Genomic DNA, 17,558 nt, shown 5'->3' with positions numbered 1-17,558 from the left:
CTTGATTAACTTACTGTGGTACCTGTTGTTCCGATGATTGATGGCTCTCTGCTGGGATATTCTCTAGCTGTTCTTTTGGGCCGACTTCAAAGACAGTGACTCCATCAATCTTGCTCAGTGACTGTTGGAGCTGTCCAAAATCACGGTAGCGTTGATAGGCGTCTTCGACCTCTGCAATACTCCCCTCCTCAAACAATACGGATGGAATCAAAAAGAGGGTAACTGAATCACTCCATTGTCGCGCTAATTTCACTGTTTCGTACACTTCAACTCGATTTGAATCATCGGTAACGAGTACTGCTTGGACGATCCCAGTCTTACTCTTTAGCTGTGATCTCACTGCTTGGTAGAGCGGATCTTCTTTTACGCGCTGTATGCGTGTGCCTTTCGTATTTAGCAAGGGGAACAGCTGCTTTGCAAAGGGTGAAGAACGTGATTGAAGCTGTTGAGATTTACTATTTGCCGCTGTTAATTGCTCAATGGGGAATTGTGCGTTCGAATGTGTGCCTTTTGTGCCCGCTGGTGTTTGATCATACAGATAATTCTGTAGCCGAATAAAGTGATTGGGTGTTGCCTTCGGCGGAAAATCGACTACTTGGTCATCAGTTATGACCGTGAGCCCCAGTGATTCACTTGCGGTGCGAGCATGTGTAATATACTGCAATGCAACTTCTCGTGCGAAGTCGTATTTCGTTGTTTCTGCTGATCCTGCAAACATGGACTGGCGGTGATCCATGAATAGATATGTTTGTAGCTCCGCCTCTGCTTCAAAATCGCGGACGTGGGGGGTTGAAAGTCGTGCTGTTACCTTCCAATCGATACGCTGAGCGGTGTCTCCTGGTACGTATTGACGAACTTCAGCAGGTTCAAGCCCCGTTCCTCGCTTTCCATGTTTATGCTCTCCAAGACTAGATAATTGATGCTGTCCATCAGCGCCGATTTCAGCCGATTCAACGCGATTTGGTGTCACCGTTACTGTGGCGGTTGACCCATGTTCAAATGAAGACTGAAAGAATCCGGCTCGATCTGTCAACGTGACTGTCGGCATGCGAAATTGCAAGCGTGTCGCGATGGGACAATGAAACGTCGCCGTTGTTTGTGTTTCGCTCTCATCAATCGCAACGGTAGCCGTGAGATCACTCGATCTAATCCCAGTGGCAGTTTTTGGTGGCTGAGCTTCAATCTGTATTTCAAGCGTTGTTGGTTTTGGGAGACTCCCATGAATTATCATATCGATATCAGACTGTTCTGAAACTTGGCTTTGAACAGGCCGTTGTGAAATTTCTAAGCTATCCTTAATCTCTAAAACAGACAATAGGAATACGAATTGTGAAGACAGAAGAATTGCTCCAATTCCGCCTGCACCGATGAGAAGCAGTGGAAGCTTGAGAATCCATGCACCTCCTGCGAGGAAACAAACTACCCCGACCCCAGCCCAATAGCGGCGCGTTGGTTTCATGCTTGAAGATATGGAAACCGATAACGTTAATCTATTGTATTAGGCCCAATATTACAATGAGTAGGGTGTGTCCTACCCTATTCAATTGGGTCATTTACTGTTAATAACTATGATGGACTGCAAAGTCTACGCTTCCTCTCAAAAAGCGCGTTGAATATCAATATTAGGGCTCTCACAAATGCTCACGGTATCGAGGACGACAATCAAATCACCTGGCCGGTCGGACGAATGTGGAAGCGTGACATCCTCACCCGCCGTTAACGGCGGGATTCTCTCGCTGATGAAAGATAGTACCGATTAAATACGGGAGATCGTGGAGTAGAGCTTATACGGTTTCCGCCAGTGTGAACTTCTCCGTCCTTCCGCGCTTGGGCCCTCCCCGACCCTCGCTTGTTACGAACGGAGTGTCCTGTTTCCGTGTCAGAACGTGCAGAAACCGTTTTCACAGCGTTTCCAGAGTCCACAAGCGATTTCCCGTTACCGACGGTTCGGAGTGTCCCACTCTGACTAAATAGACACTCGACTACTACGGTCGATACGCGCTTCTTGTCGCGTTTAAACACTAGACGCATTGTAGTGAGTGTCTTACCTGCTACGCCGTTCAACCGTGAAAGAAGTATGGCGCTGGCGTACAGTGACCAAAGACGGCGGGTGTATCCGTACTACTCACTCCCCTCGATCGCTCATTGCGGAAGGGGGCGTACCCGTCTATATTTTAGCTAAAACCGGGATTTCTCGCAATTGCAGATTGTGAACTACCCCGCCCTGCTCGGCCGTATGGCCTTGCTGAGGACGGGGCTTCCTGCTTCGAGGACGCGCTTTGCAGACACAGGAGCCTTAGCGCCTGCGTTCAGGTAACTTCGGTCTCTACAGAAGCCACGTTGGTTTCTGCAAAGCGCATCAGGGAAATGACTGCCTCCTGGCCGTGAACAGCGGGCTTTTCCTTGAAAATGAGAGAAAACTATCTCCAACGCGCAGATTAGTTTACGCGACGGGTAGTCTTATGCCGAGATCTTTTGTTCAATTTCTTCGACCATTTCATCAGCACTCATATCTGTCATTGACTCGTCTGCAAGCTTCAAGCGAAGGCGTGGTCGACCCACGTCGATTGGAACTTTTTCAGTATCAATCACACCAAGATCTTCTAATTGGGTTTTTGTCCGGGAAAATGTTGCTTTACTTGCAACCCCAGTATCTTCTCCCCATTTGCTGATATCGTACAGTAATATGTTATTCTTTGCTGCGATTACAAGGCTGACGGAGACCTCATTAATATCGCCTGAACTGCGGATTTCATCACGATTTTCGATAACAGCCATAAAGTCTTCTTTCGTTTCCGATCCAATGTTCTCTTCTAAACTTTCTTCAACTTCTGAAAGTGGTGGTGTACGGAAGGAGAATTCATCTGAATTTTCCCACACTGACATCAGTGTGTCTCGTGCTGTCTCAACGAGCTCTTCATCCTCTGTACGCATTCCCTCAGTATAGTCGTTGAGTTGGAGAAGTGAAATAACAGCATCTTCTAGAATCAACATCGAACTTCTGTTTATGTCTTCAGCTATCCGAATAGATAGCTTGTTTTGCTGAATGAGGTCTACTGCCTCGCTTGTCGTTATGAAATCCTCTGTTATCTCTTTAATCAACTGTTCTCTCGCGATGATCCGCAGTTCTGGAAGCGTATCTTCGTACTCAACCGCCGTTTTGATTGAGGCCCTAAGTTGTGCGCCGGATGGATTGACAATCAAGATCGGTTCGCTTGTTTCGTCAAACAGCTCTTCGAATATTTCGCCCACACTCTGGTCAAGTACACTTGCTTGCGACATACTTCGACATCCAGCACCAGTTACTTAGTTTTCCACAGGCTGTTCAATAGCAGGCTTAGATTTCTCTTTATTATGCACTCCTTACTAATTCCTTTCTATTTACAGTTATACGTTTCCAATTCACCAATGGAATAAATGCGATCATTCCTATCTAACCTAATACGATTATTCTATCTATTCTCTATATTCTTGAATTATTGACTATCGAAGGGAAAGGTATTTTCCATCTAGTCGCATTATTGGAAACTATGGTTCAAATCTCCGCTCACCCAAAACTAGCTATACTGCTTATCTTTTTGGGAGTAACTAGCCTTTCAGCCCCTGCACTCGGTGGTTCCGTTGCACACGATGATGCTCACTCATTGAACAGTGTTTCTATTTCATCGGCTGCACAACAAACTGCAGGGACATCAGCTCCAAATAATTCTAGTCAGCCACGCCATCAAGATCCATCAGAGGTTCAATCTGAAGAAGAGTTATCTGCACTCGAACAATGGATGGCTGGTCAATTAAGTTCTCGTCTCGGGGAGAGTTCTACGAAACTCAGTCAAGGTGAGTATCAATCAGCTCGTTCGATAGTAGGTGATCGATATAATAATTTGCTATCAAAATATGTCGAAGTTTCTGGCCGGACTGAAGGGAAACAAGATGATACGCGTGCCAAAAAGTTCAAAAAGGCACAAGCTAACCAGGAGAATTATGCCAACAACGTTAGTAATTATCGCCAAACATACCAAAAATATCAACAAGCTAAACAAAACGGGAATGACGAAAAAGCTCGGAAGTTAGCTCGACAACTCGAACGGTCATCTGATAATGTGCAGAAAAACGGCCAGAATCTCACACAAAACTATCAAAACCTCTCTAATTCGACTGATGCGGATTTCACTGCAGAAACCGATACCGTCGGAGACATCAATTCAAATATTTCTGAACAGCAAGAAGAAATCCGAGCAGCAGAGTTCTCTCGGACAGAGATTTCAGCTTCGGATGAATCGGCTGAATCTTCATTTGTGGATCCGATCATGGTAAGTGGTGAGCTCGTTGATGAAAACGGATCCGAACTCGAGAACGAGACGGTTCAAATACAACTTGGTAATGGAAGAGTAAATAATACAACAACAGATGAAGATGGTGATTTCACCTTTATGGGTCGTCCGACATTGCTCCCACTTGGTGAGCAATCAGTGACGGTTCGGCATGTTCCTAATGCCTCATCAGTATATCTCGGATCGAATGATACCATTCAGACCGATGTTCAACAGATTGACCCAACAATTACTCTCTCTCAAAGCTCAAGACGTGCACAGTTCAACAAATCCGTTACAGTGAGCGGACGAGTTCATGTAGAAGATATTAGTGCAGATAGCGTTCCTGTTGTCATAAGAAGCGGACAAACAGTGCTTGGCGAAGTAAAAACTGATTCAAATGGCCGATTTACTCTTTCTGAGCCACTTCCGAAATCCGTTTTAACCGGCCAACAACAAATTTCAGCAACACTACCGCTTCGTGAGCAAGCGTTATCATCAACGACGGCAGAAGCGCCACTCACAGTCCAACCGACGGACACAAAAATAAACCTCACAGGACAAGCATTTGATCATCGCAATGTCTCTGTACAGGGGAATTTGACAACGGCTGCTGGAGTCGCGATTCCAAATGAAACAGTTGTGCTTCGACAGAATGGTACACAAGTTGGAACAGCAACAACTAATGCAAACGGCACATACAACACACAGATTCACCTCCCTGCCAAACTTGCAGAAAACAAAGACAAATCACAGCTTCGTCTTTCTGCGTCCTATACAGGCGATAAGACCAATCTGAATCCGTCGAATGCCACTGCTACTGTTCAGTTCGAATCGGGATCGTTACTTGATGGCTCGGCTTTGATCTGGATTGGCATTGTTGGTCTCCTTGGCTTTATCGCGATGAGTGGCTTTGCAATTCAGCGCTCGGATTGGTTTTCTGAATCTAAAGAATCAGATGAGTCAGAGCAATTTATCGAGGAGGCTGTAATCGAGTCTGATACTAACGAAGAAGAGGTAACTGCAGAAGTAACCACTTCTTTCTTGGTCGATCGCGCAAGAACTGCTGTAACAGAGGGTAATTTCCAGACCAGTATTGAAATGGCCTATGCTGCTGGCCGTCGCCATTTCTTGAGTGCTGATGACTCGATTTTGGAAGCTGGACAGACTCACTGGGAATTTTATCAAATGTGCGAAAATCAGGATTTCTCTGACCAGCAACTTGAGCGGCTATATGAGCTGACGAAGCTGTACGAGAAAGCAACGTTTACAACAGAGATGCCATCCCAAAAGAGCGCTGAAAGAGCAATCGAACTTGCGAGCTCGTATGGATCTAGTGAAAACGAGTCTGCGTCGAATGCGGAGTGATATCGTTGCCAACCTAAATTCCAGAGCCCCCTTTCACGGAATGCTGGTATACTATTGCCGGTTTCAGCCTACTAGGCTGACAGGATACGAATAGGCTGTTCCGGATCAGCATCTGTAGAGTCTTGCTGGCTGTGAACACGATATATCTTCACAACACGTCAGTCAATCAGGGATATCTCCTCGCCCGATGGAACAGAAGGGAACAACAGAAAGCGAAAGGTAGGCAAGAATAACGCTATTGCTCGATGGTTGAATGTGCACCGATAAGAGCGCCTTGTAAAGCCATTGTTTGAATTTCTGCATCCTTATCAATAATCGAGTCTTCAACAATGGTGTTTTCAATAGTCGCTCCTGGGAAAATAATCGAGTTAGAGACTGTTGAATCAATAATCTCAGCATTAGCCATTACGTGTACATTTTCCCCGAGATCTGACTCACTCACAGTAGCACTATCGGCAATGTAGTTTTCTGTTCCGAGCTCCCACTGAACCGCTTCTAAGTAGCTATCCGGCGTGCCAATGTCAAACCAAGCTTCATCAAACGTATATGCATATACGGATTCTTGTGATTGGAGCCACTGAATGAACCAACCTGGCTCATCCGGATTGTTGTCCTCATCAAGATATTCCTCGAGCAAGGGCACCGTTGTTTGGGGAAATGCATAGCAAGCGATTGAAACAAGCGTACTCTTTGGCTTGTCTGGCTTCTCTTGGAAATCAACGATTTCTTCTCCATCAAGTTCGACGAGGCCATACGATTTTGCCTGTTCGCGGCTACCAACATCATAGGCTGCGAGCGTCGCTGCATTTTGCTTCTCAAAATAATCAATGAAGTCGCTAATCTCGAAGCTAATGAGATTATCACCAGCAATAACGATCATATCGTCATTGATTCCTTCTCGGTTTACAAGCTGTGCGAGTGCACCAACAACACCAAATTTTTCGTCTTCATTGGTGGTGTCCTCAATCGACAACGTTGGTTTTTCAAAATCGCTTTGGTCGAGATGTTCACGAAAATCCTCTGCAAAGTGTTCATTTGTGCTCACAAATACTTCTGAGATTCGATCGTCTGTTTCAAGTTCAGCAAATATCCGGTCGACTACGGTTGAATCTCCGATTGGAAGAAACATCTTTGGCCGGTTTTTGGTGATTGGCCACAGTCGTGTTGCGTATCCGCCTGCGAGGACAATTGCTTTCATACTGTAGATATTCTCGGTCGACTATTTATTAATTTTGTACTGTATGAGTTTATTATTTAAACGAAAAATAGGGAACATCAGTTCATTTCTATTTTTCGAATTGACTATCTAATATTTGATTATAGTTATTTGAAATATATGGAAGATTCGGATCTCGTGGATGTAACAAACAATCCACTGAGACGTCACTGACGACTTCACTGAAACGGAAAACGAAAGGTTTGTTATCTATTCGTCTCTGCGAACTGCAAGGAATCCAACACCGAGCAGCGCAAGTAGGGCGACTCCGAATCCAAATCCGGGCATTCCTTCCTCATTGGTTGTTGTTTCTGACCCGTCGTCTCCGTTATCGCCATCGGATCCACTACTGGAAGTCGTCGTTGTGGTCGTGTCTCCTTCCTCGCTCGTCGTAGTGTCCTCTTCAGTTGTCGTCCCTGGGTCTTTCGGAACATCGATGTTCTCTGGATTTCCGAAGACGAACGTAACGTTCTCTACGTTAACATTCTGAATAATGACGCGATATGTCTGCCCCTTCTTCGCGCCTTTTTTAGCCATCTTTTCTTTTACCTTCTTTTCAATGGATTCCTTTACTGCTCTAGTTTCTTTGTTATCAGGGTTCGAAGGATCAACGTGGATGACACGGTCTTTAACTGAAATATCACCGAGTGTAATCGTTTTGTCGGCTTTCTTTTTCGGGCCGACAACAAATGACCATTTATCGATGCTCAGTTTGTTGATCGTGACCATGTATCCGGGCTTGTCCGAATCCATCGATGGCACCTGCGCTTCAGACATCTGCAGCGAATTTGGCGTCTGCTTCGGCAGTTTCACCATCACATTCACGTTCTCAATGTGGATTTTCTTAATGCAGATACGGACTGTTTCCCCTTCTTTTATATCTACATTCTTTTTCGCGTACGCCTCTGCCTGTTTCTTCGCAGGCGAGGTCGCAAGATCGGACATGTCATCCGATTTTCCGAGCTTCTTCAGATCCACTTTATATTTTTTGTCTTTAATAGTAACTGGATCAACGAATACTGTGCGGTCCACAGAATCATCTGGTCCAACGGTGAATGACCAATTGTGAACCGTCACCTTTTCTACCTGCAGATTGATCTTCTGCGGGAGTTTGTCTTTTTTATCTTTTTTATCTTTATCCTCTACATTTGTAGGCATGCTTGCTTGCCCAACGCCGATTGCCGATATGAGGAGTATTCCAACCAGGAAAATACTCACTATTTTACTTTTGCTCATTATTATTTAATGGGATATCTCTCCCATTATAACCTCATACAACAGTAATCCAACTCTATACTTATAACTTACTTAATTATCTCGTCAATAACTCCATTTACACTTCCTCTTATATGTGAACGAACTGCGTGACTCTTTTTCTATACCTTTAGAGATAATATTGTCATTGTAATTCTGTTGGTTGTGCAGTGAGAAATGGCACGACTGCAAGCAATACGCCTATACAGGACAGCAAGAGCGCCCCGATCCCGACTCCAAGAAGCATGTATGGATCAGTTGCTACATTTAATTGAATACCGAAAACTGTCATTAAATCGCTGAATGATAACAAATAGACTGTGCTCAGTGCACTAACTACCGCAATAATTACCGCTGGAATTGATAATAGGAGTACGTCACCAAGTAGTAATTTGAGGAGTTGTAGACGAGTCGCACCAGTTGCGCGATAGATGCCAATCGATCGGCGTCGAGAATGAACTACTTGAGCAAATGTTGATGTTGTACTTCCGATTGTCGTTAACCCAGCAAGACCAATCATCCCAAATAATAGGAGTTTAAAATTCCCGAATACCATCTCTACTGCCTGGCCGAGTCCGCTACCTGCCGAATACTGTGTATTCTGTGCGAGTGTCGATCGTATTCGTTCGTCGCCTACAACGACATAGTTATCGCTTGCCAGTGTTGTTCCGTTTGATACTATACTCACCGTGTACTCTCCTGGCGCAAATTGATCAGCAGAGCCTGGTTCGGTTGATTTTTCAAGCGTTACCTCTCTTTGGCTCAAATTATACGTGGGGACAGTTCGCGTTTGTGTACGTGTCTGTGCGGGCGTCACAAGAGATATATTCCGAGTGAGTTCTTTTCCCCAGGGATTTACAACCCGAATTTCCGCTTCTGGAGTTGTATAGACGCTTCCTCTCTTCGGCGTTACTTCGATATCTGCAAATAATCGCCGTGAAGCATCTCGTGACACCTGGATTTGTGATGTACGTGTCCGTTCGCCTTTTTGTGCAGTCAGCTCATAGGTTCCTGGCTCGCTTGGTAGTGTTATGAGTGCAATCCCCTGGTCGTTCGTTGTTGCGGTGGTCTCACCAACACTCACTGTTGCATCTGTGATGTTTCGCTCCGTTATTGTTTGAACCGAAATCGCAACCTGAGATCCTGGGGGTGCTTCTTCTGGCAGAATCGGGAGGACGAGTGGTGATTGTTCATACACACGAATCGGTTGTGAATAGTGGCCTACCTGCAGCGTCTGATTTCCAGGCTGAGAGAGGCTCATATTCATCTGAATCTGCGTTTCTTCTCCAGGTTGGAGAGTGACTGAACGCTGTTGGGTCTCGCTTCCAATCGAGGCCGCCACTTTTCGAGTGCGTTCGCTTGACCCCGTATTTTCGACAGTCACCGAGACTGGGACTGGTTGGTTTAGAAGGGCCTCCTCTGGGGCAGAGACGCTTGTGATACGCATCTTTTTGTGCTGTGATTCACTATTGGATGCGTCTCCTTGTGGATCAAGTATCTGATTTGGCTTGCCACCCGCTGTCCGAATGAAATGAACCGTTCCTGGCTTTGTTGAGAGCGTATGCGCTGTTGGAAGGGGAATAATGAGTTGATCGTCCAGCATTCCTGGGGCACGATATTCGCCAACAATCGTTACCTGGGATACTGCTGGCGATGTACTTCCACCAACGACGATCGTATCACCAGTTGATTTATTCAGCGTTTGTGCGAGGTCACGCCCAATTACAGCCTGGTTTTCAGAACGAGGTGGATGGCCCTTAGTCAGGTGAGCATCCGAAACAGCAGCAAATGCCGTATAATTCGCACCTCTAGCAAGATACGGTTTCCCGTCGGAGACTTGTGCGACAATGATTTCTGGACTCGCGCTTAGCCCTTCGCTTCGAAGAGCAGAGGCATACTGACTATCAATACGACTCGCCATTGGATAGGGCGAGCCAGGTTCGGTTACTGTCCCTGTTGAGGTTGTTGCAAGCGGTGCAAGCGCACCGACGAGGGAGCTCGATAGAATCACAATAAGAGCAAAAACGGTCAGCGTTGTCGTCGCAGGAATCAACGTCCGCCATGGAAGGAGCTTAGGCTGAAGCCGCACTCGAGATGATGATAACCATTGTCGCTGGCTCGGTGTAGCTGTTTGATTGTTGTTCCAGAGTTGTGATGGCGGCGGTAGGACAACGGTTCTGGTAGCAATAGCGCCTGCAAGCGTACCAACACCGACTAAAAATACCAATACAACCAACAAAATTCGCGCAGACGATGCTGTCACAGTCGGATCTAAGGAGATTGGTAACCCCGCGAAAATTGCGAGATTCACGATTGCTCTGATTGCAATTACTCCAATCGCATATCCAAGAACTGACCCAACAAGAGCAATGATCCCGGCTCGAAGCGCAAATATCCCAATGACCCGTCGTGCAGAGCCGCCAGTTGATCGAATGACTGCAATTTCAGTAAGCCGATCTCGAATACTCATCACCGTGATGTTGTGAATTACAACAAGAATGAGAAGCCCTGCTGCGATTGTTGCTGCCAAAAGAGTCTGAAGTACCTGCTGCATCCCTCCGAGAAAATATGCAAAGAGCGAGGGACTCATCGTCCCTTCTTGGGGCAGCTGCTGGCTATTTGTTGTTCCCTGTTTGGTGTGTATTAAAAACGCACCTGTATCTCCAAGTGACCGCACTGACTCGACATCCCCAATATACCACGACTGTGGAAAAATGGAATCTTCTTCGGAGTAGGGAACGATTTGTATCGATGTAGTCTCTCCAGTCTGCGTTTGAACTTGTTGGCGTGTTGGTTCAGAAACAGGGCCATGGAAGCCACGTGATGGCGGTGACGGTATTGTTGCGTTCCGCCATGAAACAGATAGCTGTGAGATTTCAGACGGTGCATTCTTTGGAATGCCTACTACTCGATGTTCTGTTCCGTTGTGGCTGAAGGTTGTTGTTGGAAAAACAAAATCGTCCCCCGTTGCATCCTGCTGCGCAGCAGCATACGAATCATACTGCTGGACAATCATTGAGTCATTAGTACCCCCAGTTACTGCCGCTGACTGGGCACTTGCAGCAGATAATAAGAGCGTTGTTCCAACGAGAAAGGCGACAGTGACCGCGATTATAAGCATCGCTAGGCGATCTCGCCGTGACCACTTTCGGAGGAGTATTTGTGTATAGTTCATATATATTTCATCTGTGAGACCGGTAGACACTAGTTGGCTATGATAACGAGTATCCTTATCTGGTAATCTTCACCCGTGGCTATTCAATATTAACTGATTATACCTTTTATTAACTGATTACTTTAGATTCACATCTGATATATTCGTTGCTTGTGAAAGACGGCGAATATCACCGAGGACTTTTTATTATGTTAGCCCTCATGTGGAAATGAATGACTCGTGACGTTGACCCAAAGCTCCTTTTACCTCAATCGATCCGCCGTCTCCCTGCAGATTTAGTCATCATTGGAGCATTTGTTATTCTTACACTTGCCGTTGTTTTCACTCCTGGTATTAACACTACCCCACTTCGGGCGGTTGTCGGGCTTATCTTCGTTCTTTTCCCCCCTGGGTATGCCTTTATCGCAGCCCTCTTTCCAGAAGGTACATCCCTAGCTGAAGACGATCCAAACTCCACAGTAGAATCTGCCTCGCGGTTTGGATCTGGAATTGATGGTCTTGAGCGAGTTGCCCTTTCATTTGGAACAAGTATTGCCATCGTTCCCCTTATTGGCCTTATCCTCAACTTCACTCCGTGGGGGATTCGACTGGTACCTGTGTTGCTCAGTCTTAGTTTATTCACTCTTTGTATGACTGTGATTGCTGCTGTTCGGCGCTGGAACCTTCCCGAGGAAGAGCGGTTTCGGGTTCCATACAAACAGTGGGGCGCAGCCATGAAAGCAGAACTTATCAATCCAGATACGAAGGCTGATGCTGCACTCAATGTCGTGCTTGCAATTAGCCTTATTCTCGCTGTTGCGAGTGTTGGCTTCGTTGTCGCTGTTCCAAACCAGGGAGAATCATTCTCAGAATTTTATTTACTGACGAAAAATGAGAATGGCCAGTTTGTTGCCGATGATTATCCTTCCAACTTCACGCAAGGGGAGAGCAAACCACTCTATGTTGGCATCGAAAACAACGAACATCAAGAGGTGTCATATACTGTGCTGGTTCGTCTCCAGCAGGTCTCGGTCGCCAATAATACGACGCAGGTGCAGAACACCCAAGAGCTAAAGCGATTCCAAACCACGCTCGAAGACAATTCGACGTGGCGCAAACAGCATACAATCACCCCTTCGATGACCGGCACGCGACTTCGACTCCAGTATCTGTTATACAAGGGATCTGCTCCTGCAAATCCATCGCAGGACTCTGCATATCGAGAGCTTCATCTCTGGGTCAACGTCACCCAGAGCGGTTCTGCCGCTTCACTGCAGTCACCGACGATCGGAGCAACCCACCAAGCGAATACTGTGGAGTCATAATCCGTGGGCTATCGTCGTTCGATTCTTTTGCGGTGGTCTCATCGCGATAAGCTTGCGATCCTCGTTATTGCAGTTACCGTTGCGTTTCTCACAGGAACGACTCTCGTCCTCACAGCAGCTGGAACACAGACGACAACGATTGCAGAAGATTATAGCTCGGATGGCACTGCGACCTATTACAACTCGCTTGAGGCTGCTCACAGTCAGTCATCCACCAATGCACTCGTTCTCCCTGTGGCAACGGTCACACAGCCAAACGAGTCACAGCGATATGTTATTGGCATTCCACCCGATAACGCTCGCGCGTTTAGTAAGCAAACGGACATTGCTATTCCGACCCCGCCAGAAAACGGCGTTAGTGTAGCTAGTGGTTCTGAACTTGGGAATGAACCCCAACGACTAACAGGGACCGACGGTTCACTTACTGTTCCGGTTACTATTGAAACGGGAAGTCAGTCGCAAGCAACCATTCCTCCTTCCTGGTATCGTACGACGCCAAAAACTGTGGAGAAACTCGGTACTACTGGTGCGTTTGCCATCGAACCACCAGCCGAGACGTCAGAGACAGTTCCATCAACTGGCGTATCACTGCGATCTGTGCTTGCGTTTTTCATTGTGGGGACGCGCCAGTTGCTTTCGATGGTTACACTGCTCGCTCTTGGTGGTGCAGTGTTAGTTGGAGTTGTTGTCCACAGTATCACGCGAATGACTGTCCGCGAACGGCTTCAGACAATTCGACTGATCCGAGCAACTGGCGGCACACCAACTTCCATCTGGAAGTTGTTTGGTGCTCGAGCATTGCTACTTACGCTTGTTGGTATTGGGAGTGGGTATGCAGTCGGTATGATTATGACGCGGGCAGCTGTCAATCTCGCAGTTGCCTCCGGGTTCCCAACATCGCTTTCTGTAAACGTGACTCCACAGGTCGCTCGAATATTAGCACTTGGATACAGTGGAGTCGCACTGACTGGTCTTCTTGCTGGGATCAGTGCCGCATGGTCAGCGAGCCGACGATCACCAGCAACACTTCGTCATCGAATCACTCCAACCTCCTCATCGCTAGGCTCTCAGTGGCTTTCCGAGCGTTTCTCACTCACATTTCTTGATTGGCGGGCTTTGCTTCCCAGCACAGCAACACTTGCGGTGTTTGCAACGGTCGTTATTGTGGGTGCCTCTGTTGCTGGTGTTCTTGCTCCTCTCATGAACACTGGCAATTCGACGATTACAGAGCCTGGTGCAGCACACCCGATTGCCAGTAAAGTACCCAGTTCCTATGCAGATACACTCCAGGAACAAGGAACCGCTGCAAGTCCCGAACTGTTACTCTTCACTGTGCATAATGGAAATTCACTCCTGGTGAGGGGTGTTGAGTTTGAGTCATTTGCTACTCTTTCGGATGCGAGGATGACAAACGGACATGCACCACAATCTCCAAATGAGGCAGTAATTGGAGCAGACATTGCAAAACAGCGCGATATACAAGTTGGCGATTCGATTACACTTGGTGGGAGTACGGCACCTTCATTTACGCGCGTAACGGTTGTCGGTACGTATTCTGCACCCGGTATGTATGATGATCAGTTGCTAGTCCCGCTTCAAACTGGACAGCACCTCTCACTTGCTGATCCTGGAATGGTGCACTTTATCCGAACCACAAAGCAGGTTTCGACAGCTCCACAAACCCAATCGAACTATACAATTCTCGATGTTACTGCACCTGAACGGGTCGCGGTTACAGAGACACTTCCAGTGCGTGTTCGCGTCCAGAATTTCGGCTCTGAAGCGATTACTCGAACGATCCGTGTTCGTGTGGGCGAAGAAACCAACAAAACCACTGTCCAGCTTGAGGCCCATGCCCAACGCACAGTGACATTGCATGTTCCAGTTCGCAAACCAGGGACACAACGTGTTCAGGTCGGAAACCAGACAACGTCTGTTACTGTCCTTCCCCAAAATGCACTTCGGGTAGACGGGCTGCCATCATCTGCACCCCCATCGAGTAACCCACAAGTGACTGTGACGAATGCGACTGGCAACCCTGTCTCTAATGCCTCGCTCTCGATCGGGAAGCAAACCGTTGAGACGAACCAAAATGGCCGTGTGCGGGTTCCACTTGATGAACCTGGCACGCAGACGCTCACAGTTCAACATCGAGATCAATCAATCACAAAAACAATCAACGTCTCCGAAACAGCATCACGAACGCTTGTCGGCCAGGTTCGTATTCATCCTGACCGTCCGTCGATTGCAGTCCGACCACGTGCGCATGTCTCACTATACAATCCATGGGAAACAAACGTCTCCAAAGAAGTTGTTCTCTCGACAGCAGGAAAGCAACGCACGCGTACTGTTTCAATTGCACCCGGAACGAACCAATCAACGCAAATCCAACTCGCCCGAATAGCCCCTGGTTCATACACTATTCGTCTACTGGCCTCTGGGCAAACACTTGATACGGACAACTATACCGTCTCTGGTGATGAACGGATTGTTTCCGCCTATGCAAATCAAGGCACATATTCTGGCAGTAGCGGTATTGGGAGTATTCTTGAGACTGCGTTTGGGAATCTTACGTTCCTCGTTGGCATCCTTAGTGTATTAGCTGGATTCATGACTATCGGCAGCACAACAGCGACCTTCGCACAGGCAATTCATGCTCGCCGCCAAGCAATCGGCGTTCATCGAGCAGTTGGTGCAGTACCAAACCAGGTTGCCCGTTTGATTCTCATCGATGCATTCAAAATTGGTGCGGTTGCAACCGTGATTGCACTTAGTAGTGCGATTGTAACGACTGCTCTGCTTGCATGGACTGGATTCTTGACCGTCTTTGGAATTCAGATTACACCAGAGATAACGTTAACAGTGATCGGTGTTGTACTATGCGGTGAACTCATGATCATTCTGTTCAGTGCACTCCTTGTCACTCTTGGCCTTCTTCGACAACAGCCAGTCTCTCTCTTCACATCCGAGCCAACCGTTCATGACGCAAGTACTGGTTCACAAGGAGGTCTGAATGAGTAACCGTCGCCCGTATGTGTTCATTGGTCTCGCAGTCTTTATGGTAGCAGTCGCGATGCGGACTATTCCACTCTACTGGAGTTATCTTCCATTCAATCTCGATGGCCTCCAATTTGCTGCTCCTGCTCGATATACCCTAGCCAACGGTCATCTCCCGACTTCTCATGAATATTTCCACCCAGACAAATACACATTCTCCGTACTGCTCACGATCTGTAGCCAGTTAACTGGAATCTCACCGCTTCGTATTGCACAACCATTGATTGCAGTGATTGGCAGCGTCCCATGTCTGATTGCTGTCTGGCTTACGCGACGTGTTGGTCATCAGTTGCACTGGGACCCCGTACATACACGTATCGCAGCTGCTCTTGCGGGTCTTGTGTTAGCAACAGAAGGTATCTATCTTGGCCGGTCTGCGGCAGTAACGAGCGAAGGGCTTGGTCTCGTATTTGTCGCTGTTTTGGCGATCGTCTTTTATCGAATGCTACAAACTGGTCGGTGGCCGTGGATCGTATCGACGGTACTGTTGATTGGTGTCTTTCCACTGACCCACAATCTAAGTACGATGATTGGTGCCCTTGTCATCACAGCACTTCTTGCTGTCTCCATTCGCCAGTCGACACACCGTGTACTTGTTGCTGGTGGACTAGCCGTAGTTGGGTTTTGGATCTACCTGAGTAGCTATTATTCAGTTATGGGAATGGGCGAACTCTCTCGAGTCTCATCTGTCCCTGGACTCTTCCTCGCTTGGATTATTGTTTTGTTCTTGGCAGCTATTTGGATCCCATCGACGAGTATTCGTGCTCAACGTGGAGTACCTATGTTTGCGCTCTTTGGTGGTGTGGGTGTCCTCGTTGCTAACTTCTTTGTTCCTGTTTTCCCGGGCACAGCAACGCTTGATGCACCGGCATTATTGCTCACGCTTCCACTGATTTTTGTTGGTCTCCTCGCCACTCGCGGACTTCCATACATTACAACCGCTAAAGATGGTGCAATTGTCCTTGCCCTCCTTCTCGGACCGTTGACGCTCATTGGTTTTGGATTGACTGGTCGATTAACAGTTGCATATCAAGATCTCATCGTTCGCGGGCAGATATTTATTCATCTGGCGGCTGCTGTGCTAGCGGCACTTGCAGTCGTCGATCTCGGTCTTCGAGGGTCTGCTCGTAGTCAGGCTTGGAATGTTATTCGAGTTGGATTTGTTCCGATATTGCTTGTAACAGCTCTCATAAGTGCACCAATTGCCTTTGCCGGACTACATGCGACTTCAGCCCAGGCAGTTATAGCGCCGAATGAATATGAGTCCACGACGTTTGCAGCAAACCATGTGCCGAATACATGGGTAAGTGATGGTCATCTTTCGCGGCTTGCATCGTATTACTACCCCCGTCGGACAAACGCTACCTATACGCCAATGTATCAATGGGCGCAAGGTGGAGGGACTCCTCCTACTTGTACTGTTGTATCACAGGGCTCGTGGACGACTCTTGGAGTGCAACTGTTTCCTGATTCTCCAAGACGGATTTCGGCCAGTGAATATCAACAGTGGCTTGCAGATCGAAATACTGTCTATACTGCAAGTGGAAATGATCCAATTACTATTACAAGTTCCTCATCAGACAACCAGATGTCTTGTTGACAACTTCTCCAATGCCTATCGCATCATTTGAACATAGGATTCGAGCGCCAACTCATGATATTTAATTAAACATGTAGGTGGGATCTAGGCGGCTATTCGTAAAGAATTTAGAAATCTAACTAATTATGGGGTACATTTACGATTATCGTCTATGTCAGTATTAACAGATAATCTTCCAAGCGGAAATTATATATGTCTTGTCCGAATCAATCATCTTAGGGAATATCTACTCTCGCCCTGAGTAGAATGAAATCGAAAATAATAAAAATAGAAG

At 47.0% G+C, this 17,558-nt stretch carries 9 protein-coding genes; 4 read left to right on the top strand and 5 right to left on the bottom strand.

What is annotated here, in order from left to right:
- Positions 1 to 10 precede the first annotated feature (10 nt).
- Positions 11 to 1,459: a DUF58 domain-containing protein gene (locus LIX15_RS24445; RefSeq protein WP_227777800.1), complete on the bottom strand. Its 1,449-nt coding sequence runs from the start codon at positions 1,457 to 1,459 to the stop codon at positions 11 to 13.
- Positions 1,460 to 2,460: 1,001 nt separating this feature from the next.
- Positions 2,461 to 3,282 carry a transcriptional regulator TbsP gene (gene tbsP, locus LIX15_RS24440; protein WP_227777799.1) on the bottom strand — a complete coding sequence of 274 codons (822 nt, stop codon included), beginning with the start codon at positions 3,280 to 3,282 and terminating at the stop codon, positions 2,461 to 2,463.
- 248 nt (positions 3,283 to 3,530) lie between these two features.
- On the opposite strand from tbsP, the gene LIX15_RS24435 reads away from it, so the two are divergent.
- Entirely contained in the window at positions 3,531 to 5,678 is a 2,148-nt protein-coding gene (locus LIX15_RS24435) for an MSCRAMM family protein (protein ID WP_227777798.1), read from the top strand.
- Between the two features lie 235 nt (positions 5,679 to 5,913).
- On the opposite strand, the gene LIX15_RS24430 is transcribed toward LIX15_RS24435, so the two are convergent.
- From LIX15_RS24430 to LIX15_RS24420, 3 genes are all read right to left on the bottom strand, one after another.
- Positions 5,914 to 6,876 carry a nucleotidyltransferase family protein gene (locus LIX15_RS24430; protein WP_227777797.1) on the bottom strand — a complete coding sequence of 321 codons (963 nt, stop codon included), beginning with the start codon at positions 6,874 to 6,876 and terminating at the stop codon, positions 5,914 to 5,916.
- A 228-nt stretch (positions 6,877 to 7,104) separates the two neighbouring features.
- Positions 7,105 to 8,130, bottom strand: a complete 1,026-nt coding sequence (locus LIX15_RS24425; RefSeq protein ID WP_227777796.1) for a PGF-CTERM sorting domain-containing protein — start codon at positions 8,128 to 8,130, stop codon at positions 7,105 to 7,107.
- Between the two features lie 163 nt (positions 8,131 to 8,293).
- Positions 8,294 to 11,164, bottom strand: coding sequence for an FtsX-like permease family protein (locus LIX15_RS24420; protein WP_227777795.1), 2,871 nt, complete (start codon positions 11,162 to 11,164; stop codon positions 8,294 to 8,296).
- Positions 11,165 to 11,535: 371 nt separating this feature from the next.
- Here LIX15_RS24420 and LIX15_RS24415 point away from each other — a divergent pair, with 371 nt between their 5' ends.
- Genes LIX15_RS24415 through LIX15_RS24405 form a run of 3 tightly spaced genes read left to right on the top strand, consistent with a single transcriptional unit; the run spans position 11,536 to position 17,284 of the window.
- On the top strand, positions 11,536 to 12,627 hold the full coding sequence (locus LIX15_RS24415; RefSeq protein WP_227777794.1) for a DUF1616 domain-containing protein: 1,092 nt from the start codon (positions 11,536 to 11,538) through the stop codon (positions 12,625 to 12,627).
- Positions 12,628 to 12,630: 3 nt separating this feature from the next.
- On the top strand, positions 12,631 to 15,648 hold the full coding sequence (locus LIX15_RS24410) for an FtsX-like permease family protein (protein ID WP_227777793.1): 3,018 nt from the start codon (positions 12,631 to 12,633) through the stop codon (positions 15,646 to 15,648).
- On the top strand, positions 15,641 to 17,284 hold the full coding sequence (locus tag LIX15_RS24405; protein ID WP_227777792.1) for a sodium/phosphate symporter: 1,644 nt from the start codon (positions 15,641 to 15,643) through the stop codon (positions 17,282 to 17,284). The genes LIX15_RS24410 and LIX15_RS24405 overlap by 8 nt, the downstream gene beginning before the upstream one ends.
- Positions 17,285 to 17,558: the final 274 nt, after the last annotated feature.

Source organism: Haladaptatus pallidirubidus (assembly GCF_020700235.1).
Taxonomy (GTDB): domain Archaea; phylum Halobacteriota; class Halobacteria; order Halobacteriales; family Haladaptataceae; genus Haladaptatus; species Haladaptatus pallidirubidus.
The sequence above is the reverse complement of the archived record's forward strand: the minus strand, read 5'-3'. Positions and strand labels throughout refer to the sequence as shown.